Annotated in this window: 18 protein-coding genes; 13 read left to right on the top strand and 5 right to left on the bottom strand. The window is 34.9% G+C overall.

Annotated features, from left to right (window positions below; translation table 11 throughout):
- The first annotated feature begins 21 nt into the window (after positions 1–21).
- The 6 genes from QWY78_RS02415 to QWY78_RS02390 are packed head-to-tail and all read left to right on the top strand — an operon-like array spanning position 22 to position 3691.
- The gene (locus tag QWY78_RS02415) at positions 22–258 is read left to right on the top strand and encodes a TIGR03643 family protein (protein WP_435389039.1); all 237 of its coding nucleotides are present in this window, start codon (positions 22–24) and stop codon (positions 256–258) included.
- Positions 259–879: a flavin reductase family protein gene (locus QWY78_RS02410; RefSeq protein WP_290216220.1), complete on the top strand. Its 621-nt coding sequence runs from the start codon at positions 259–261 to the stop codon at positions 877–879. It abuts the gene before it with no gap.
- Between the two features lie 6 nt (positions 880–885).
- Entirely contained in the window at positions 886–1041 is a 156-nt protein-coding gene (locus QWY78_RS02405; RefSeq protein WP_290216218.1) for a DUF2256 domain-containing protein, read from the top strand.
- The gene (locus tag QWY78_RS02400; protein WP_290216216.1) at positions 1038–1733 is read left to right on the top strand and encodes an SDR family NAD(P)-dependent oxidoreductase; all 696 of its coding nucleotides are present in this window, start codon (positions 1038–1040) and stop codon (positions 1731–1733) included. Before QWY78_RS02405 ends, QWY78_RS02400 begins: the two co-directional genes overlap by 4 nt.
- A gap of 13 nt (positions 1734–1746) precedes the next feature.
- Positions 1747–2397, top strand: coding sequence for a MarR family winged helix-turn-helix transcriptional regulator (locus QWY78_RS02395; protein WP_290216214.1), 651 nt, complete (start codon positions 1747–1749; stop codon positions 2395–2397).
- Entirely contained in the window at positions 2390–3691 is a 1302-nt protein-coding gene (locus QWY78_RS02390) for a cryptochrome/photolyase family protein (RefSeq protein ID WP_290216212.1), read from the top strand. The genes QWY78_RS02395 and QWY78_RS02390 overlap by 8 nt, the downstream gene beginning before the upstream one ends.
- A 195-nt stretch (positions 3692–3886) precedes the next feature.
- Here QWY78_RS02390 and QWY78_RS02385 read toward each other — a convergent pair whose 3' ends face one another.
- The 5 genes from QWY78_RS02385 to lysS all read right to left on the bottom strand — a co-directional run bounded on the left by QWY78_RS02385 (position 3887) and on the right by lysS (position 10122).
- On the bottom strand, positions 3887–4738 hold the full coding sequence (locus tag QWY78_RS02385; protein WP_290216211.1) for a diacylglycerol/lipid kinase family protein: 852 nt from the start codon (positions 4736–4738) through the stop codon (positions 3887–3889).
- A 50-nt stretch (positions 4739–4788) separates the two neighbouring features.
- Positions 4789–5598, bottom strand: coding sequence for a DUF3298 and DUF4163 domain-containing protein (locus QWY78_RS02380; protein ID WP_290216209.1), 810 nt, complete (start codon positions 5596–5598; stop codon positions 4789–4791).
- 104 nt (positions 5599–5702) lie between these two features.
- On the bottom strand, positions 5703–6128 hold the full coding sequence (locus tag QWY78_RS02375; RefSeq protein WP_290216207.1) for a DUF5684 domain-containing protein: 426 nt from the start codon (positions 6126–6128) through the stop codon (positions 5703–5705).
- Between the two features lie 144 nt (positions 6129–6272).
- Entirely contained in the window at positions 6273–8207 is a 1935-nt protein-coding gene (gyrB, locus tag QWY78_RS02370) for a DNA topoisomerase (ATP-hydrolyzing) subunit B (RefSeq protein ID WP_290216205.1), read from the bottom strand.
- Positions 8208–8424: 217 nt separating this feature from the next.
- Positions 8425–10122, bottom strand: coding sequence for a lysine--tRNA ligase (lysS, locus tag QWY78_RS02365; protein ID WP_290216202.1), 1698 nt, complete (start codon positions 10120–10122; stop codon positions 8425–8427).
- 173 nt (positions 10123–10295) lie between these two features.
- Here lysS and QWY78_RS02360 point away from each other — a divergent pair, with 173 nt between their 5' ends.
- The 7 genes from QWY78_RS02360 to QWY78_RS02330 all read left to right on the top strand — a co-directional run bounded on the left by QWY78_RS02360 (position 10296) and on the right by QWY78_RS02330 (position 19586).
- A complete protein-coding gene (locus tag QWY78_RS02360; RefSeq protein WP_290216200.1) occupies positions 10296–10679 on the top strand; it encodes a hypothetical protein in 384 nt (127 codons plus the stop codon).
- A gap of 90 nt (positions 10680–10769) precedes the next feature.
- The gene (locus QWY78_RS02355; RefSeq protein ID WP_290216198.1) at positions 10770–11288 is read left to right on the top strand and encodes a DUF2231 domain-containing protein; all 519 of its coding nucleotides are present in this window, start codon (positions 10770–10772) and stop codon (positions 11286–11288) included.
- 53 nt (positions 11289–11341) lie between these two features.
- On the top strand, positions 11342–14512 hold the full coding sequence (locus tag QWY78_RS02350; protein WP_290216196.1) for an efflux RND transporter permease subunit: 3171 nt from the start codon (positions 11342–11344) through the stop codon (positions 14510–14512).
- Positions 14513–14572: 60 nt separating this feature from the next.
- A complete protein-coding gene (locus QWY78_RS02345) occupies positions 14573–15796 on the top strand; it encodes a TolC family protein (protein ID WP_290216193.1) in 1224 nt (407 codons plus the stop codon).
- Between the two features lies 1 nt (position 15797).
- Complete coding sequence (locus QWY78_RS02340) at positions 15798–16925, top strand: efflux RND transporter periplasmic adaptor subunit (RefSeq protein ID WP_290216191.1); 1128 nt, start codon at positions 15798–15800, stop codon at positions 16923–16925.
- A 363-nt stretch (positions 16926–17288) separates the two neighbouring features.
- Positions 17289–18710 (top strand): anthranilate synthase component I family protein, encoded by a 1422-nt coding sequence (locus QWY78_RS02335; protein ID WP_290216189.1) that lies wholly within the window; start codon positions 17289–17291, stop codon positions 18708–18710.
- A gap of 309 nt (positions 18711–19019) precedes the next feature.
- Positions 19020–19586, top strand: a complete 567-nt coding sequence (locus tag QWY78_RS02330) for an anthranilate synthase component II (RefSeq protein WP_290216187.1) — start codon at positions 19020–19022, stop codon at positions 19584–19586.
- The last annotated feature ends 19 nt before the right edge of the window (positions 19587–19605 follow it).

The following is a 19605-nucleotide window of genomic DNA, read 5'->3' as shown; positions in this document are numbered from 1 at the left end:
AAGCTCGACCGTATTATAGAAATGGCGTGGGAAGACCGAACGCCTTTTGAAGCGATTTTCTATCAGTTTGGTCTGGCAGAAAAAGATGTGGTCGTTTTAATGCGCACAGAATTGAAAAGAAGTTCATTCAAGTTATGGAGAACACGTGTGAATTCGAGCGTAAGTCAGAAACATTTGTATAAACGAAGTGATGAAATAAGTAGATTTAAAAGTACGCGGCAAAGAACGATTTCTCACAATAAAATAAGCAAAAGGTAGATGGAAGAAGAAGAAATTTTGGCGATCAGTCTGGAAACCATTATGGAAACTGAAAAGCTATTCCGTACCAAATTAATTAACTCTTTGGCTGGAATTAGGCAGGTTGCGATGATTGGTACAAAATCTAAAGATGGTCACGAAAATTTGGCAATTTTTAATTCATTGATTCATTTAGGAGCGCATCCGCCACTATTTGGCTTGCTTTCCCGACCAAATTCTGTGGAGCGTGATACATTAAGAAACATCAAAGAATCTGAAAGCTACACTATTAATTTTCTCGATAAAAAATTTGTAAAAGAGGCCCATCAAACTTCAGCCAGATATGCGAAAAACCAGTCTGAATTTGAAGCAACTGGTTTTACACCAGAATATGTAGCAAATTGTTTTTCGCCTTTTGTTCAGCAGGCTTCAATTAAAATTGAAATGAAATTAAAACAAATTTTAAATATTGAAATTAATTCAACCATCATCATTATTGGTCAAATTGTAAAGGTGCATATTCCACAAGCAAGATTGGCGGAAGATGGATTGGTAAAACCTGATGATCTTTTATTGAGCGGCGGACTAGATGCTTATTATAGCAGTGAGTTTATAACGCAGCTGCCTTATGCAAAACCTTAAATTTTATTGAAAAATACTAAAAAAGAAAATTTCCCGCAGAAGGTTTGCCCGATCTGTGACAGACCATTTTCATGGCGAAAAAAATGGAATAAAGAATGGGAAAGTGTTCAGTATTGTAGTGAGAAATGTAAAAAATTAAATAATAAATCCAAGAAAAAATGAGTAATATATTAATTGTAGGCGCAGGAAAGGGGATTGGTTTGGAAACTGCTCGTCTTTTGGTCGATGAAAATTTGTTAACAATTTCCAGAAACGTTACGCCAGAGCTTACAAGTTTAGAAACAGCATTTTTTGAATTAGATGTTGCTAAAGATGATTTAAATCAAATATCTTTGCCAGACGAATTGCACGGCTTGGTTTTTTGTCCCGGTTCGATCAATTTGAGGCCTTTTAATCGACTGAGTGAAAATGATTTTTTAGCAGATTTTAATCAGAATTTTATGGGCGCGATCAGAATTGTTCAGAAATGTTTACCTGCTTTGAAAAAATCAAAATCAGCAAGTATCGTTTTATTTTCAACGGTTGCAGTGAAATTAGGAATGCCATTTCATACCTCAATTGCGGCCAGTAAAGGAGCGATCGAAGGTTTTGCCAAGAGTTTGGCTGCAGAATTGGCTACGGCAAATATTAGAGTTAATGTGATTGCACCCTCTCTTTCAGATACGTCACTCGCTGCTCAGCTGCTTTCAACAGAAGAAAAAAGAGTCGCCTCGGCGAAAAGACATCCTTTGCAAAGAATTGGTTTGCCGGAAGACAGTGCCCAGTTAGCTGCGTTTCTTCTCTCTAATAAAAGTTCCTGGATGACCGGACAAATTATTGGTGTTGATGGTGGTTTGGGAAATATAAAATTGTAAAAAACTAATCAATATGGAACTAAATTTAATCATAGATATCTTAACAGAACTGGATACTTTTCAGAAAATGCAACCAAGTACGCAAACCAGTTTAGAAGATTTTCGATTGTATTTAAACGAAAAAGCATACCATCAGGAAACGCCCAGAAATTTAACGAATAAGTATGATCTGGAGGTTTTCGATCTGGAAAACGAAATTGCCAAACAAGTGATTATGTTAGGAAGATACTCCAAACATTTGATCAAAAAATCCTTGGAAAATCATCCCGATTTGATAAATGAAGATTTTACCTATTTATTTAGGTTGATGGATTATCCGTCCTTAACCAAAATGCAGTTGATTGAAAAAAATGCCCATGAAAAACAATCGGGAATTGAAATTATTAAAAGATTGGTTCGCAACGGATTGTTTGAAGAAAGCCCAGATAAAGATGATAAGAGAAGTACCCGAATCTCGGTGACCAAAAAAGGAAAAAAAGTTTTTCAGGATTCCATGAAAGATATTACCATGGTTTCTAAAATCATGTGTGGAAAATTGAGTGAAACAGAGAAAGAAGATTTGTTGACTTCTCTGAAAAAACTCAATACCTTTCATCATACGGTTTACACCAATTTACGGAATGAAGAGCCAAAAGAAATTTTGAAAATGGTTGATAATGCCTAAAGAAGTTAGTGTTTTTTGGTTTCGGCGGGATTTAAGATTAGCTGATAATCACGGCCTTTTCAGAGCTTTAACCTCGTCGGAAAATGTTTTGCCGATTTTTATTTTTGATACCGAAATTCTTTCCAAACTAGAAAACAAAGAAGATAAAAGGGTAGACTTTATTGCACAAACTTTAGAAATTCTAAATCAATATTTGGCAAAATCCGGAAAAGCAATTCAGATTTTTCACGGAAAACCTTTGGATATTTTTCAGGAACTTACAGAAAATTTTTCCTTGAAAACTGTTTTTTGTAATGAAGATTATGAGCCTTCTGCCATTCAACGAGATCGAGCTATTAATGATTTTCTAAGCAAAAAAAACATTCAATTTCAATCATTTAAAGATCAGGTTCTTTTTCATAAAGATGATATTTTAAAAGCTGACGCAACACCGTACACTATTTATACACCCTATTCAAAACAGTGGTTAGCCAAATTTAACACGGAAAAAGTAGAATTTTACCCCAGTGAAAAACTTCTTCATCATTTCATTGGGGCAGAAAAGCCCATATTTTCTTTAGAAAAAATAGGTTTTAGAAAAACAAATTTTCAATTTAAAACGCCCATCATTGATCGTGATATCTTAAAGACCTACCATGAAACCCGAAACTTTCCGACCACGCCAACTTCAGAAATGAGTGTGCATCTACGTTTCGGAACCATTAGTATTCGAAAATTGGTGGTAGAAGCAAGCGTACTGAATGAAACTTATTTGAAAGAATTAATTTGGCGGGAGTTTTTTATGCAGATTCTATTTCATTTTCCCAAAGTGGTTCATGAATCATTTAAAAGAAAATACGACCAAATTTTATGGTTGTATGACGAGGATTTTTTGCAAAAATGGCAACAAGGAAAAACCGGCTATCCCATTGTGGATGCAGGAATGAGGGAACTCAATGAAACAGGTTTCATGCACAACCGCGTTCGAATGGTCTGTGCCAGTTTTTTTACCAAACATCTTTTAATGGATTGGCGGATCGGCGAAGCCTATTTTGCAGAAAAGTTGATGGACTACGATTTGTCTGCGAATAATGGAAATTGGCAGTGGAGCGCAGGTACAGGTTGCGATTCGGCTCCTTATTTTAGGGTTTTTAATCCAGAAGAACAACAAAGAAAATTTGATCCAGACTTTAAATATATTAAAAAATGGGTGGCAGAATTTGGAACAATAAATTATCCACAGCCTATTGTTGAGCATAAATTTGCCAGATTACGAGCTTTGGAAACCTACAAAAAAGGCTTGCAGGACTCCTAATTTATTACCGAAAAAGAGTTAAAAGCCTGAAGTGTATGTTCAATCAAAAAAACAGCATTTAATTTTATATTTCAAAATTAATCCTTAAGTTCTAATGAAGGAATTAAGGATTTTAAAATTATCTACGGAAAATATTAATCATCAAAACTTTACACTTTAGATTTAATCTTTGTGGCTTTGTAATTTATAAAACAATCAGATCAGAATTTTCAAACTTTTAGGCAATACCTTGAGGTGTATTGGTGAGGCGATTTCGTTGTATTCACCGTCCAAATGCCAATCATGAGTGTTTACCGTAAATTCTATTTCTGATACCGAAAGAAATGTGACAAATGCATTTTCTTTTAAGCTTTTCGTGAACATTCTGAATGCGAAAATCGCTCCGTAAATGAGCGGAAACTTTTTCACCAAAATGATTTCTGCCAAACCATCAATCGTACTTGCATGGGGCGCGATATACGCATTATTGCCAAACTGTCGGGTATTGGCGATGTTCAACATTAAATATTCTCCATCATATTTTTTAAATTCATCGGCGGAAAATTCTACTTGAATTGGCTGGTAACTAAAAAAAGTGGATATCGAAGTTTTAATATAATTTGCGAAGCCTCGGTTCGTTTTTTCAAATTCTTTGACTACTTTTCCATCAAAACCGGTTCCAGAGACATTGATTGATAATCGGTCATTTATTTTGAAGGTATCGATTTCTCGGTATTTATTGGCTTTTATTTTGGTTAGAAGTTCATCTAAGTTTTTGGTAAAATTGGTTTCATTAGAAAAACCATTTCCGGAGCCAGCCGGAAATATTCCCAGTATTTTTCCTGAATTAATCAATGATTTTGCCACAGAAGAAATAGTGCCATCGCCGCCTATGGCAACAAATATATCGGTGGTAAGAAAATTTTCTTTAATGAAGTTTTCTGTGCCAGCCAAAGATTCTGAGATATAGAAATTTGGATTTTCTACCTTTTTTTTAAGCGAATCTAAAAAAGGCTGATAATTTTTCTTAGCCGAGAACGGATTGATGATAAAGGCAACGTTTTTCATGGTGGACAAAAATAGAAAAAGCAAGTGATAAAACCTGCTTTTAGAAAATATTATAAATCTTGTCGTTTGATAAATTCGTCTGTTAAAAGAGGTTTAATATCCGACAATGGAACTTTAATTAAAACTGGACCCGCAGCGTATGCTGTGATTTCATATTGATTATAAAGAAAATAAAGGAATTTTTTATCGAAATAAAAATTAGAATTTAGCGGAATTTCTTTCACCAATAACATTTCAACTTGCCCTTTGTCTCCATCATTTTGAATAAAATTTTCCATTAAAATAGAATTCCATAAAGTAGAATTTTTTTTCGAAATAATATCGGTAAGTTGTACCGTATGATTGTTTTTTAAATCAAAAACTTTATAGCTTTCAACATAGTATCCATGAGCACCACCGGTGTATCCATCGGCGGTGTATTGAATGGTTAGGTAATCATTGTCTTGCGCAAATAGTTTCATATTAGAATTTTTTTCCCAATTTTGGGCAAACTCGGGTTGAAAATCTGCTAAAGAATTCTTCTCTTCCTCAAAAAAAGTGTTCTTCTTTACGTCTAATGCATTTTTCAGATTCTCTTTAGAATAATCAGGTAACCGAATTTCTGTTGGTGCATAAATAGAGTCCAGAAGCATATTGTTTTTCAAGGTGGTAAAAACCACTATTTTCGCTTTAAAATTAACGGTAAGATTTTCGTGAATTTTTAAGGAATCATGTACTTTTACCGAGTCGACCGCTAAGTTATTGTTGTTGTCCGCGATTTGTTCAACGTCTATGCTTGAAGCTACTTCGGTCGGCTTTTCTTTGTTGCAACTTACAATTGCTACTGCAAATAAAATTGATAAAGCTAAGAGATTTTTCATTCTGAAATTTAATAAATATATCTAAGGTATAAAAATAGTTAATTATTTTTTTACAAAATTAAAAAAACCGCCAAATTGACGGTTTTTATATCTTTTAAACGGTGTTATTTTCGATCGTCTGGCAAAGCATCTGGGTTGTACGCAGCATCTCCAAAAGCGAGAATTGGCAGCCCAATAAATGGTAATACGAGCAATAGTAGGGTCATTAAAATATCTTTTCCGAAGAATTTTGATAACCGATCGGTCAGCATGATTGCGAAAATAATATTAACGAACGGAATCATTAACAGAATAAACCACCAAATGGGCTTTTTAAGAATATCAACCAATACGATGGTGTTATAAATAGGTATAAATGCCGCCCAAGCATCATCTCTTCCGGCTTTTTGAAAAATTTTGTAGAGGCAGAATGAAAAGAATAAATAAACAATTAGGTAAAAAAATAGCATTCCTACGCCCATTGCCATTGCACCTGCAACATCACCAGAGTTCATCCCGTCATACGGGTTTGTTTGTAATAAGGTCATCATAATATTAATTTTTTAGTTTTATCAAATATATAATTTTATTTTAATAAAATGTAATATTAGTTATTAATTTGACATCAAAACCCTGAAATGCATAAAAAAACTGCTTAAATGATTAAGCAGTTTGAGTGCGTTTTTCAATAAAAATTATACATCAATTTTTGCATAAATTGCATTTTTTTCAATGAATTCTCGTCGTGGTGGAACTTCGTCACCCATAAGCATAGAGAATACGTTATCTGCCTCGGCTAAACTTTCGATGGTCACTTGTTTCAGAATTCTACGTTCTGGGTTCAAAGTGGTATCCCAAAGTTGTTCAGGATTCATTTCCCCAAGACCTTTGTAACGTTGTACTTCGACCCCTTTACCGTCTGGAGCCATTTCTAAGGTAATTTGTTCCCGCTCTTTTTCGTTATAGGCGTATATCTTTTTATTTCCTTTTTTCAAAAGATACAAAGGCGGTTGCGCAATATAAATATACCCGTTCTCAATCAATTCTTTCATATACCTAAAGAAGAAGGTTAAAATCAAGGTTGAAATGTGAGCACCATCAATATCTGCATCGGTCATGATTACGATTTTATGGTAACGTAACTTTGCAATATTCAATGCTTTACTGTCTTCTTCAGTTCCTACGGACACCCCAAGTGCAGTATAAATATTTTTAATTTCTTCGTTGTCATATACTTTGTGAACCATGGATTTCTCAACATTCAAGATCTTACCTCTTAAAGGAAGAATCGCTTGAAAATGACGGTCACGACCTTGTTTTGCCGTTCCACCTGCCGAATCTCCCTCCACTAAAAACAGTTCAGAAATTGCGGGATCTTTGGAAGAGCAATCGGATAGTTTTCCAGGAAGTCCACTTCCGCCCATTGGCGATTTACGTTGAACGAGTTCTCTTGCTTTTTTCGCGGCTTGTCTTGCTTTTGCAGCAAGCACCACTTTCTGCACGATTATTTTTGCTTCGTTAGGATGCTCTTCTAAGAAATTAGACAACATTTCTCCTACGATTTTATCCACCGCACCAGAAACTTCGGAGTTTCCTAATTTCGTTTTGGTTTGACCCTCGAACTGAGGTTCCATTACTTTTACGGAAATCACGGCTGTTAAGCCTTCACGGAAATCGTCACCGGTAACTTCTACTTTTTCTTTGGCTGGAAGTCCGAGTTCATCTGCGAACTTCTTCAAAGTTCTCGTTAAAGCTCTTCTGAAACCTGCCAGGTGCGTTCCACCTTCATGCGTATTAATATTATTCACATACGAATGCAGATTCTCATTGTAAGACGTATTGTATCTCATGGCAACTTCCACCGGAATATTATCTTTTTCGCCTTCCATGAAGATGACGTTGTTCATAATACTTTCTCGGTTTCCATCGATATATTCTACAAATTCTTTCAGACCACCTTCAGAATGGAAAAGATCGCTTTTAAAAACGCCTTCCTCCTCTTCAACTCTTTCGTCTGTTAAAGTAATGGTGATGCCTTTATTCAAATAAGAAAGTTCGCGAAGCCTGCTTGCTAAAGTATCATAGTTATAAATCAATTCCTGAAAAATCGTATCATCTGGTTGGAAGAAAACCTGGGTTCCTCTTTCATCTGTGGTACCGATTTCTTTAACATCAGCTAAAGCTTTTCCTTTGGAATATTGTTGTTCGTAAACTTTACCATCTTTATAAACCGTTGCAATGAGAAGGTTTGAAAGTGCATTCACACAAGAAACCCCCACACCGTGCAATCCACCAGAAACTTTGTAAGAATCTTTGTCGAATTTTCCACCTGCACCGATTTTGGTCATGACCACTTCAAGTGCTGATTTTTGTTCTTTTTCATGAAAATCTACCGGGATTCCACGACCATTATCTTTTACCGTAATCGATTCGCCTTCGTGAATGATTACAGAAATCGTGTCGCAATGACCGGCTAATGCCTCATCAATAGAGTTATCAATTACTTCATATACCAAATGATGCAGACCTCTGGATCCTACATCTCCGATGTACATTGATGGACGCATTCTCACATGCTCCATTCCTTCTAACGCTTGTATACTACTCGCTGAATATTCTTTTTGGCTCATATTTTTATCTGTTCATCAAAGCGATTTTGCTCTGAATTTTAAATACATTTTAATTAAAATTTTAGTAAAAATGGAGTCTAAATTTTCCATTTCAAAAGACCAACAAATATAGTGAATTTCACTGGAATATGAAAGTTAATGAACTCATAAAATTAGGCTGGTTTTCCACAAAAAAATCCTCAAATTTTGAGGATTCATATCATTATTTCAATTTGAATTAAATTAATTTCATCAAAACAACATCATCAATTTTCTCCACTTTTACCAAATTATATTTCGTTAAATTCTTGCTGGATTTGTCCCATTTTTTACCAGAAAGTTCGCTTTTAACTTTTACAAGTCCCAAAGTCATTGGTTCTTCCTGGCTTTTCAAAATTTCTAAAATCTTTTTTTCATCTTCATCTAATTCGAAGACTGGCGTTGGTTTTTCTGGTTTCATTTGCGGGAAGAATAAAACTTCCTGAATCGAAGGATTGTTCGTTAAATACATGATCAAACGGTCCATTCCGATTCCTAATCCAGAAGTTGGCGGCATTCCGTATTCCAAAGCACGCAGGAAATCTTGGTCGATGAACATGGCTTCATCATCACCTTTTTTACCTAATTCTACTTGTTTTTCAAAACGCTCTCTCTGATCGATTGGATCATTTAATTCTGAATAAGCATTTGCGATTTCTTTTCCACAAACCATTAATTCAAAACGCTCAGTTAAACCTTCTTTGCTTCTGTGTTTCTTTGTTAATGGGGACATTTCGATAGGGTAGTCGGTGATAAAAGTCGGTTGGATATAATTTCCTTCACATTTTTCACCGAAAATTTCATCAATCAATTTTCCTTTGCCCATCGTCTCATTCACTTCAACACCGATTGATCTAGCAAAATCGAAAAGTTCTTGTTCTGATTTTCCAGTAATATCAAATCCGGTGAAATGTTGAATGGATTCCGTCATAGAAACTCTTGGATAAGGCGCTTTCCAGTTGATGGTATGGTCGCCGAAAGTAGAATCAGTTGTTCCGTTGACTTCTATTGCAGAAAACTCTAACAATTTCTCAGTGAAATCCATCATCCAATTGTAATCTTTGTAAGCCACATAAATTTCCATTGCTGTAAATTCTGGATTATGCGTTCGGTCCATTCCTTCATTTCTAAAGTTTTTGGAGAATTCATAAACACCATCAAACCCACCAACAATCAATCTTTTCAAATATAATTCATTGGCAATTCTCAAATATAATGGAATATCTAAAGCGTTGTGATGCGTGATAAATGGTTTTGCTGCAGCTCCACCTGGAATCGCCTGTAAAATCGGAGTTTCTACTTCAAAATAACCTGCATTGTTAAAGTAAGTTCGCATGGCATTAAACAATTTTGTTCTTTTAATGAAAACTTCTTTCACTTGCGGATTCACCACCAAATCTACATATCTTTGTCTGTATCGAAGTTCTGGATCATTAAATGCATCGAAAATTTTTCCATCAGCATCCACTTTAGGCAATGGAAGCGGACGTAAAGATTTGGTTAAAATTTTGAAATTCTCGACTTTTACCGTCATTTCACCCACTTGTGTGTTGAACAATTCACCTTCAATTCCGATGATATCACCGATGTCTAAAAGGTGTTTGTACACTTCATTATACATGGTTTTATCATCTGTTTTGCAAATTTCATCTCTATTAAAATACACTTGAATTTTCCCTTCAGAATCTTGAAGTTCGGCGAAACTCGCTTTTCCTTGAATTCTTCGACTCATCAATCGACCTGCAATCGTCACTTTTTTACCTTCCTCAAAGTTTTCCTTAATGGATTTTGTGGTTGCTGTAATTTTATATTCTTCGGCCGGAAAAGCGTTGATGCCCATTTCTTCAAGGGATTGTAACTTTTCTCTCCTTATAATTTCCTGTTCTGATAACTGCATTTTTCTTGCTATTTTAAGTCTGCAAATTTAGTAATTTTTTTGGGAAGAAAAAGACCCGCTAAAGTTCAACTAAATCAATCTTTTTTCATTTTTCAACCGATTATTTTTATTTGTACTGATTCCAAATTTTTCATTTACAGGGTTTTGTAAACAATTTTCTTTAACTTTGTACTGTGAAAAAATGGTTCGTTTATTTTACGATTTGTATTTATCTCACTTCTTTTAGTGAGGTCAGACAATTAGTGAAAATGCCCAACTTGATCGAACATTTTATTTCCCATAAAATTTCCGACTCTGGAATGTCGATTTTTGCGTTTTTCAAAATGCATTATATTGATGAACAAGTGAAAGACAGCGATTACAAACAGGATATGAAATTGCCTTTCAAAACGCATGATTTTTCTAATTCCATTGTGAATCTCAATATTCCACCAGAAAGAACAACTTTTAATATTCTTAATCAATCAATTTACGTTGATTATTCTAGTAATTTTTCATATTCTGAAAAATTCTATCCTTCTGTATTTTCAAAAATTTGGGAACCCCCAAAAATTTAATTTAAAATTTTCAGTACAAATTATGATGTCAAATCTTTAGATTTCGACTGTAATTGACCTAACTTAAAGTTTAATTTTAAATTAAAAACAATGAACAATTCACACCTGCATCTGGTTGTAAACCATTTGCCTATCATATTTCCTATCGTAGGAATCATCTTACTTTTGATCGGAATTTTTACAAAATCCGAAGTCACAAAACGCAACGCATATATCATTTTTATTCTCGGTGCAATCGCTTCCATCTTGGCGATGGCAACAGGTGAAAATGCCGAAGATGCTATAGAAAAACTTCAGGGAGTTTCCAAAGATCTTATTCACACCCACGAAGAAGCAGCAGAACTTTTCGCTGGTTTTTCTTATGTTTTGGGTGGTTTTTCGCTAATTGCACTTTTTTCAAGTTGGAAAAATTATTCAATCTCCAAATTTGCTCCTTATGTTGTTGGTTTACTCGCAATAGGAACGCTATTTTTTGCTCAAAAAACCGGAACTAGCGGTGGAGAAATTAGACACACCGAAATAAGAAGCGGTTTCTCTGAAAATCAAAATGAAAATAGCGGAGATTCCAAAAAAGAAGACCTCGAAAAGAGTGATAAAAACCACGATTAATCCAATCGCTGTTAGAGTTTTTCGCTCTAACAGCGTTTTTAACTAAAAATAATATGCTTAATAAAATTATAGAATTTTCTATAAAAAATAAACTGATCATCATTTTGATGACGCTTGGTTTAATTATTTATGGATTATTCGAACTCAAAAATCTCCCTATTGATGCGGTTCCAGACATTACCGATAATCAGGTGCAGATTATTACCGTTTCTCCAAGTTTGGGTGCTCCAGATGTGGAACGCTTCATCACTTTTCCTTTAGAACAAATTAATAATAATATTCAGGGAATCAAAGAGATGCGAAGTTTTTCACGCTTTGGTTTATCTGTGATTACCATTGTTTTTGAAGATAATATCGATTTAATGTTGGCTCGTCAACAAGTTGCAGAACGGCTACAACAAGTTTCCAAAGATATTCCCACCAATTTAGGAGTTCCACAAATGGCGCCAATTACCACAGGTTTAGGCGAAATTTACCAATATGTTGTGCGTCCGAAAAAAGGATACGAGCACCGTTTTGATGCTATGGAATTGCGAACCATTCAAGATTGGATTATTCGCAGACAATTGCTGGGAACTCCTGGAGTGGCGGATGTTGCGAGTTTTGGTGGAAATTTAAAACAATATGAAGTTGCCGTAAATCCATCCGTTTTAAAATCGATGGGCGTTACGATTACCGAAGTTTTTGATGCTTTGCAAAATAATAATCAAAATACTGGTGGTGCATATATCGAAAAAGGTCCAAGTGTTCTGTTTATCCGAACGGAAGGTTTGATTAATAAAATCGCTGATATTGAAAATACGGTGGTAAAAAATTTGCCAGATGGAACACCAATTCTCATCAAAAATATTGGAACCGTTCAATACGGAAAAGCCATTCGTTACGGAGCGATGACGTACAATGGCGAAGGCGAAGTTGCAGGTGCAGTGGTAATGATGATGAAAGGCGCAAATTCTAATGAAGTAATCGCTGATGTAAAAACCAGAATTACGGAAATTCAAAAAACACTTCCAGAAGGCGTAAAAATCGATGCTTTTTTGGATAGAACCAAAATGGTGAACAACGCAATAAGCACCGTTAGCAAAAATTTAATGGAAGGCGCGCTGATTGTCGTCTTCGTTTTGGTCTTATTTCTCGGGAATTTTCGTGCAGGATTATTGGTTGCTTCCGTAATTCCTTTAGCAATGCTTTTCGCCATTATTATGATGAATATTTTCGGAGTTTCTGGAAATTTAATGAGTTTGGGCGCGCTGGATTTTGGGCTGATTGTAGATGGAGCCGTCATTATTGTAGAATCAATTCTCCATCGATTTCGGCATTTAACCAAGTTTCAAGACAAAAAAGTGTCGCAGGATTTTATGAATCGCGAAGTTTATACTTCTTCCAGCAAAATGATGAATTCCGCAGTTTTCGGGCAGATTATTATTCTCATCGTTTATTTACCAATTTTAACTTTGCAAGGAATCGAAGGAAAAATGTTCAAACCAATGGCACAAACGGTAATTTTCGCTTTGTTGGGTGCATTTATCCTTTCGCTTACCTACATTCCGATGATGAGTTCTTTGGTTTTGTCTAAAAAAATAGATTTAAAAAAGAATTTTTCAGACAAGATGATGGAAAAATTTGAATCTTTCTACCATCGATCATTAAATATGGCTTTAAAAATTCCCAACCTTATTTTCTTTAGTACCGTTGGTTTATTTTTCATCTCTTTATTTGTAATGAGCAGATTGGGTGGCGAATTTATCCCTTCATTACCAGAAGGAGATTTTGCGGTTGACACTAGAGTTTTGCCCGGAAGTAATTTGAAAACTTCCACCGAAGCCGTTCAAAAATCCGCTAAAGTTTTAATGAAAAAATTTCCCGAAATAGAAAAAATTGTAGGGAAAACTGGAAGCAGTGAAATTCCCACAGATCCAATGCCGATTGATGCAAGTGATATGATGATTATCTTAAAACCTCGCAAAGAATGGACTTCCGCAAAAACCTACGACGATCTCGCCGAAAAAATGTCCGCAGAATTGAAAAAAAATATTATTGGCGTTACTTATTCTTTTCAATATCCTGTAGCAATGCGGTTTAACGAATTGATGACCGGAGCAAGACAAGATGTAGTTTGTAAAATTTATGGCGAAAATCTGGATACTTTGAAAGTTTATTCCGAAAAATTGGGCGAAATTTCCAAGAAAATAAATGGCGCGCAAAATATTTATGTAGAACCCATTTCCGGAATGCCACAAATTGTAATTACATACAAAAGAGATGCACTTTCGCAATTTGGTTTAAATGTTTCCGATGTAAATAATATTGTAAACACCGCATTTGCAGGACAATCTACCGGTTCCGTTTTTGAAGGCGAGAAAAAATTTGATCTCGTCGTTCGTTTAGATGGCGAACAAAGAAAAAATGTGGAAGATGTAAATAATCTCCTCATTTCCACTCCTTCTGGCATCGAAATTCCTTTGAGCACCGTCGCAAATGTAGAATTAAAGGAAAGCATTAATCAAATTCAGCGGGAAAATGCGATGCGTAGAATTATCGTCGGTTTCAATGTCAGAGACCGAGACATACAATCTACCGTAGAAGATTTGCAGAAAATGGTGGAGAAAAATTTTGAACTTCCACCAGGATATTCCATCACTTATGGCGGAACTTTTGAAAATCTTCAGCAAGCGAAATCTCGTTTGGCAATCGCGGTTCCATTAAGTTTATTCTTAATTTTACTGATGTTGTATTTCGCCTTTAATTCTGTAAAATATGGATTATTGATTTTCTCCGCAATTCCACTTTCTATGATTGGAGGAATACTTTCCCTCTGGATTCGGGATATGAACTTCAGTATTTCTGCAGGAGTAGGTTTCATCGCACTTTTCGGAGTTGCAGTTTTGAACGGAATCGTTTTAATCGCAGAATTTAATCGTCAAAAAGAAAGCATTTCTGATCTAAAAGAAGTCGTGAAAATCGGTGGAAAAATAAGATTACGACCAGTTTTGATGACGGCTTTAGTTGCGTCACTCGGATTTTTACCAATGGCATTAAGTAACGGAGAAGGTGCAGAAGTTCAAAGACCTTTAGCAACCGTGGTCATCGGAGGTTTGCTGTTGGCAACTTTCCTCACGCTGTATTTATTGCCGTTAATTTACATTTGGTTTGAAGAACATTTCCCAGATCGTCGCAAAAAAATAGTGGAAATAAGCAATGACGAAGATGGTTTTCATGAGTAGAATAATAAAATCCTTCAAGGTCTTAAAAACCTTGAAGGATTAAATAAAAAATTAAAAAAAATGAAACATATAATAAAAATAGTAATCGCATTTTCAGTATTGATGGCTATTCAACTGAAATCACAAACACCCATTTCTCTTGAAAATGCCTACGAAAAAGCATTCAAAAATAATCTGAATTTGAAAAACGGAAAACTTCAAATAGATTATCAAGAAAAGATCAAAAAATCTTACGCTGTTGTAGAACCACTTCACGTTTCTGGAGAAATTGGGCAATTTGCATCTGCTTATACGGACAACAAATTTTCGGTAAGCCAAACTTTGAGATTACCCGGATTTTACAATTCCCAAAAGCAAGTTTTAATAGAAGAATGGAAAAGTTCTGTCCTCAATTTAGACCTTCAAAAATGGCAATTGAAACGGGAAATCGCTTTGATTTACAATGAATTAAACTATCAAAACGAAAAGCAAAAACTCCTTCTAAAAGCAGATTCCATCTACACCAATTATTACAAAAGAGCCGAACTTCGTTTGAAAAAAGGTGAAAGCAATATTTTGGAAAAAACCACGGCAGAAAATTACAGAAGTCAGGCAGAAATACAATTGGCAAACTTGAAAAAAGACCGAGAAACAACGCTTTTGCAATTCAATTATCTTTTGAATGATGAAACTTTTTACACCAATGAAAATTCAGATTTCTACCAATTGAGTTTTATAAACCAAGATGTAAAATATGCAGGAAATCCAGTAATTTTAAAAAAATTGGAACAGCAAAAAAGCATCGAACTCGCCAAATTAAAAGCCGAAAAATCTAAATTATTGCCCACTTTTAGCATTGGTTACAACAATTCTAGCATGTTTGGAACTGGAGCAGATGATCAATTTTACAATCGATCTGCACGTTTTCATTCCGGAATGATCGGTGTTGGAATTCCACTTTTCAATGGAGCGCAAAAATCTTTGATCGAAGGGCAGAAAATAAACCAACTGATTGCGGAAAATAATTATGAAGTAGGTTCCAGAAATTTGAAAAATCAATACAGTTCTCTTTTTAGCGAATATGAAAAACTAAAAAACGAAACCGATTACTACAAAACCAAAGGTTTGCAAAACGCTGAAACTATCTTCAAAACTGCAAATCGCCTCTATTATGAAGGCGAAATCAACTATTTGGAATGGTCTATTTTAACCAATCAAAGTTTAGACATTCAAAATAAAAATATCGACACTCAAAAAATGCTGAATGAAAAAATCATTCAACTCAATAATTTAACAGAAGAATAAAATGAAGAATATAATAATCATACTATTTGCAGGACTTTTAATAGGTTCTTGCTCCAAAGAAGAAACTGCGAAAGAAGAAATTGGAACCGTTTCTGGAAATCAGGTTAGTTTAACGGATCTTCAAATAAAAAATGCCGGTATTGAAACCCAAATTTTAAATAATTTGGACATCGCAAACAAAATAATTTTGACGGGACAAATAGATGTTCCGCCACAAGGAATGGCGAGTGTTTCTGCGCCAAGTGGCGGTTATGTGCGAGTTTCCAGATTTATGCCGGGAAATTTTGTGAAGAAAGGTCAAACTTTGGCGATGTTAGAAAATCCGGAATTGGTGCAATTGCAACAAGATTATTTGTTGGCAAAATCCAATTTAAAATATGCAAACCAAGATTATTCCCGACAAAAAGATTTGAATGAAAACAAAGCGAGTTCTGATAAAGTAACCCAAAAAGCATATAATGAAGCGCAAAATCAAAATATTATGATGAAAAGTACGGCGCAAAAATTGAGTTCAGTTGGAATCAATCCAAACACTTTGAACGCCAATAATATCCGACGGAGTTTCGCGGTTTCATCGCCAATTTCGGGATATATTTCCAGCGTGAACGTGAATATTGGGCAATATGTTTCGCCGATGGAAAAAATGTTTGAGATTGTGAATACTTCCGACATTCATTTGGCATTGAAGGTTTTCGAAAAAGATTTGAGCAAAATTTCTGTTGGTCAAAAAGTTTTTGCGTACACCAATCAAAACCCAAAAAAGAAATATGAAGCCCGCATTTTTCTTCTTGGAAAAGACTTTTCTGCAGATCGCAGCGTTTTGGTGCATTGTCATTTTGTAGATCAAGATGCGACTTTAATTCCCGGAACTTTTATGAATGCCGAAATAGAAGCAGATTCTGAAATTGGTTTTGTAATTCCCGATGATGCGATTGTAACTTGGGAAGAAAAACAATACATTTTTGAAGAAACAAAACCCAAAACCTTCAAAATGTTTCCCGTAGAAATTGGCAATTCCGAAAATGGTTTTACCGAACTTTTAAATTTCAAAGAAGAAAATAAAACCAAAAAATTTGTCACAAAAGGTGCCTATCAATTGCTGATGGCGTTGAAAAATGAGGAGGAATAAATTTTAAAATAAAAATTGCAGATTAAAAAAACATTTATATATTTGCTCCATGATTATAGCAACAAATAATACTTGGTGGTGGCATTCAAACTCCTTTAGGGTCTGAAGCAAATCTTGTATTCTGTTTGTAAAAACATATTTAAGACTTTGACGGGACTCGTTGAAGTCTTTTTTTATGCAAAAAAAACAAAATCAATAGAGTCCCACAGGGACGATTTAGCAAAGAATAGGATGAAATCTCATTAGAAATTCGTTGAAGTCTTTTTTTATGCAAAAAAAACAAAATCAATAGAGTCCCACAGGGACGATTTAACAAAGAATAGGATGAAATCCTATTATAAATCCAATTATAAATAAAGTAAAATGAATTTCAATAAAACCATAAAAATTAAAACCACGGTAAAATCCACATTGAGTGATCTTTACACGCCGGTTGGAATTTATCTTCGTTTGCGAGATCAATTTCGCGACACCATTTTGCTCGAAAGTGCCGGAAATCAAAACACCGAAAATAATTTTTCCTTCATCGCCGTAAATGCAATTGCTGGAATTGAAATTAGAAATTATACCGAAGCAGAAATCAAATTCCCCCTCGAAAATCCAGAGAAAATCAATATTGAAAATGAAAAATTGACGGATTTGCTTCAGAATTTTTCCCAAACTTTCGAATGTGAAAAACCGCTTTCCGAAATTGGTAAATCTGCACAAGGTTTTTTCGGATATACTTCTTACGACTCCATTCCATTTTTCGAAAATATAAAATTTAAAGAACTTTCTACTGAAAATAAAATTCCACTTTTGCGGTATCGTTTGTATCAATATGTCATTGCAATCAACCATCACAACGATGAAATGTTTCTTATTGAAAATAAAATTAAAGGGTTAAAATCTGAAATGTTCACTTTGGAAAATGTCATCCAACAGAAAAACGTACCTGTTTTTCCCTTCGAAAAAGTAGGTGAGGAATCGTCAAATTTAACCGATGAAGAATATCGCGGTTTGGTTGAAGTGGCAAAAAAGCAATGTTTCCGTGGTGATGTTTTTCAACTGGTTTTAAGTCGAAGATTCGAACAGAAATTTCGTGGTGACGAATTCAATGTTTATCGTGCTTTACGAAATATAAATCCATCTCCTTATTTATTTTTCTTCGATTATGGCGATTACAAATTGATTGGTTCAAGTCCCGAAAGTCAATTGATTATCAAAAATAAAAAAGCAATAATTCACCCAATTGCAGGAACTTTCAAGCGTACCGGAAATCTCGAAGAAGATTTAAAATCCGCCGAAGAATTAAAAGTCGATGCCAAAGAAAACGCGGAACATACGATGTTGGTCGATTTAGCGCGAAATGATTTAAGTATTTTGGGTAAAAACACCACCGTTTCGAAATTGAAAGAAATTCAATTTTTTTCCCACGTTATTCACATGGTTTCCGAAGTTACTGCCGAAATTTCCGACGACCAAAATCCTTATGAAATGATTGCAACCACTTTTCCACAGGGAACCTTGAGCGGTGCACCGAAATATAAAGCGATGGAATTAATCGATTCTTACGAAAAAACTTCACGCGGTTATTACGGCGGTTGTATCGGTTTTGTCGGTTTCGATGGGAGTTGCAATGTTGCGATTATGATCCGAACTTTTTTGTCGAAAAACAATACCCTTTTTTCTCAAGCCGGAGCAGGAATTGTCGCCAAATCTTCCGCCGAAAACGAGTTACAGGAAGTCAATCACAAATTAGGAGCCTTAAAAAAAGCCATTGCAAAAGCAGAAAAAATAAATTAATTTAACTATATGAAAATAAATTTTTATGACGACAAATTCCGTCTTCCGCTCCCAATCTTTTTGTTCCGCTTTGCTCCACAAAAAGGATTTCCGCTCAAGCCGGGTCGCAGATTTTCGTGAAAAACAAAATTTAGATATAATTTAGAAAAAACAACGAGCCATGAAATGGCGATATCAATAGCATAGGACAAAGAGAAAAAATAGAAGAAAATCCAACAAGCCATGAAATGGCGAAATCAACAACGTAGGACGAAGTCCTATGAAAAAGAAAAACGAACATAGGACAAAGTCCTATGAATAATACAAAACATGAAAATATTAGTCTTCGATAATTACGACAGTTTCACCTATAATCTCGTTCAAATGATCGAAAAAATCATGGGAGAAAAAGTGGAGGTCTTTAGAAACGACCAAATCACTTTGGAAGAAATAGAAAAATATGATAAAATCATACTTTCTCCAGGACCCGGAATCCCCGAAGAAGCCGGAATTCTTTTGGATTTAATTAAAAAATATGCACCTACAAAATCAATTTTCGGAGTTTGTCTTGGTCAACAAGCCATTGCAGAAGCATTTGGTGGAAGTTTAATTAATTTGACAGAAATCTATCATGGAGTTGCAACCGAATCCAAAAAAATAAAAGAACATTCCATTTTGAAAAATTTGCCCGAAGTTTTAGAAGTTGGGCGGTATCATTCTTGGGCGGTAAATCCGGATGATTTTCCCGAAGAATTAGAAATTACAAGTGTTGATAAAAACGGAATGATCATGAGTTTAAAACATAAAACCTACGATGTTCACGCCGTTCAATATCACCCAGAAAGTATTTTAACGCCGAAAGGTTTTGATATTTTACAGAATTTTTTACTCAATTAAAAAGAACGAAAGTTTCACA

Source organism: Kaistella yonginensis, from assembly GCF_030409525.1.
Taxonomy (GTDB): domain Bacteria; phylum Bacteroidota; class Bacteroidia; order Flavobacteriales; family Weeksellaceae; genus Kaistella; species Kaistella yonginensis.
This window is presented reverse-complemented; position numbering and strand designations above follow the sequence as displayed.

Bases quoted from the DNA above. Each gene is read 5' to 3' on its own strand.
- QWY78_RS02415 (WP_435389039.1), top strand. From the start codon at position 22: ATGGCGTGGGAAGACCGAACGCCTTTTGAAGCGATTTTCTATCAGTTT.
- QWY78_RS02410 (WP_290216220.1), top strand. From the start codon at position 259: ATGGAAGAAGAAGAAATTTTGGCGATCAGTCTGGAAACCATTATGGAA.
- QWY78_RS02400 (WP_290216216.1), top strand. From the start codon at position 1,038: ATGAGTAATATATTAATTGTAGGCGCAGGAAAGGGGATTGGTTTGGAA.
- QWY78_RS02395 (WP_290216214.1), top strand. From the start codon at position 1,747: ATGGAACTAAATTTAATCATAGATATCTTAACAGAACTGGATACTTTT.
- QWY78_RS02390 (WP_290216212.1), top strand. From the start codon at position 2,390: ATGCCTAAAGAAGTTAGTGTTTTTTGGTTTCGGCGGGATTTAAGATTA.
- QWY78_RS02385 (WP_290216211.1), bottom strand. From the start codon at position 4,738: ATGAAAAACGTTGCCTTTATCATCAATCCGTTCTCGGCTAAGAAAAAT.
- QWY78_RS02380 (WP_290216209.1), bottom strand. From the start codon at position 5,598: ATGAAAAATCTCTTAGCTTTATCAATTTTATTTGCAGTAGCAATTGTA.
- QWY78_RS02375 (WP_290216207.1), bottom strand. From the start codon at position 6,128: ATGATGACCTTATTACAAACAAACCCGTATGACGGGATGAACTCTGGT.
- gyrB (WP_290216205.1), bottom strand. From the start codon at position 8,207: ATGAGCCAAAAAGAATATTCAGCGAGTAGTATACAAGCGTTAGAAGGA.
- lysS (WP_290216202.1), bottom strand. From the start codon at position 10,122: ATGCAGTTATCAGAACAGGAAATTATAAGGAGAGAAAAGTTACAATCC.
- QWY78_RS02355 (WP_290216198.1), top strand. From the start codon at position 10,770: ATGAACAATTCACACCTGCATCTGGTTGTAAACCATTTGCCTATCATA.
- QWY78_RS02350 (WP_290216196.1), top strand. From the start codon at position 11,342: ATGCTTAATAAAATTATAGAATTTTCTATAAAAAATAAACTGATCATC.
- QWY78_RS02345 (WP_290216193.1), top strand. From the start codon at position 14,573: ATGAAACATATAATAAAAATAGTAATCGCATTTTCAGTATTGATGGCT.
- QWY78_RS02340 (WP_290216191.1), top strand. From the start codon at position 15,798: ATGAAGAATATAATAATCATACTATTTGCAGGACTTTTAATAGGTTCT.
- QWY78_RS02335 (WP_290216189.1), top strand. From the start codon at position 17,289: ATGAATTTCAATAAAACCATAAAAATTAAAACCACGGTAAAATCCACA.
- QWY78_RS02330 (WP_290216187.1), top strand. From the start codon at position 19,020: ATGAAAATATTAGTCTTCGATAATTACGACAGTTTCACCTATAATCTC.